Origin of the sequence: Butyrivibrio sp. X503 (assembly GCF_003625475.1) — a bacterium.
GTDB lineage: Bacteria > Bacillota > Clostridia > Lachnospirales > Lachnospiraceae > Butyrivibrio.
On record NZ_RAIQ01000017.1, the window covers coordinates 1 to 624 of the forward strand.

Below are 624 nucleotides of genomic sequence, written 5' to 3' on the forward strand. Positions count from 1 at the left end.
CTTTTCGCAGCTTATCACGTCTTTCTTCGGCTCTTAGTGCCAAGGCATCCGCCCTGCGCCCTATAAAGCTTAACCATTACCCTTACTTTCGTAAGTGGTCAGCTGTATAGAATCAGTCGTATCTTTCGATAACTATTCTCTGATATAAGTGATATAGCGTTATCACTTTATATCTAAAACTAAAATCTTGATTGTTTCTGGATTTTCGATGTCTTTTAATCGTAGTTTCTGATTAAAATCTTTCTTTCAGTATTCGGTTTTCAAGGTACAATTCATCAGCATAAGCTGACTAATGGAGATGGTGAGATTCGAACTCATGACCCCCTGCTTGCAAGGCAGGTGCTCTCCCAACTGAGCTACACCCCCATTTGATCCGGCAGCCACCTATCCTCCCATACCGTTACCAGTATAGTACTTTCGGCCGCTATGGTCTTAACCGTCGTGTTCGGGATGGGTACGGGTGTTTCCCCATAGCGCATCGCCACCGGAAGAATTTTGTTGTCTTCTTGACAACTAGACAGCAATGCAACTCCCTACTTCATTCCTATTCCTTAGAAAGGAGGTGATCCAGCCGCAGGTTCTCCTACGGCTACCTTGTTACGACTTCACCCCAGTTATCCGACC

Annotated in this window: 1 tRNA gene and 2 rRNA genes; all 3 read right to left on the minus strand. The window is 44.9% G+C overall.

Going from position 1 to position 624, the window contains the following annotated elements:
• Positions 1–293: 293 nt before the first annotated feature.
• Positions 294–366 (minus strand) — tRNA-Ala (locus tag D6853_RS15210).
• Between the two features lie 5 nt (positions 367–371).
• A 5S ribosomal RNA gene (gene rrf, locus D6853_RS15215) occupies positions 372–489 on the minus strand.
• A gap of 66 nt (positions 490–555) precedes the next feature.
• A 16S ribosomal RNA gene (locus D6853_RS15220) occupies positions 556–624 on the minus strand; the annotation flags it as partial.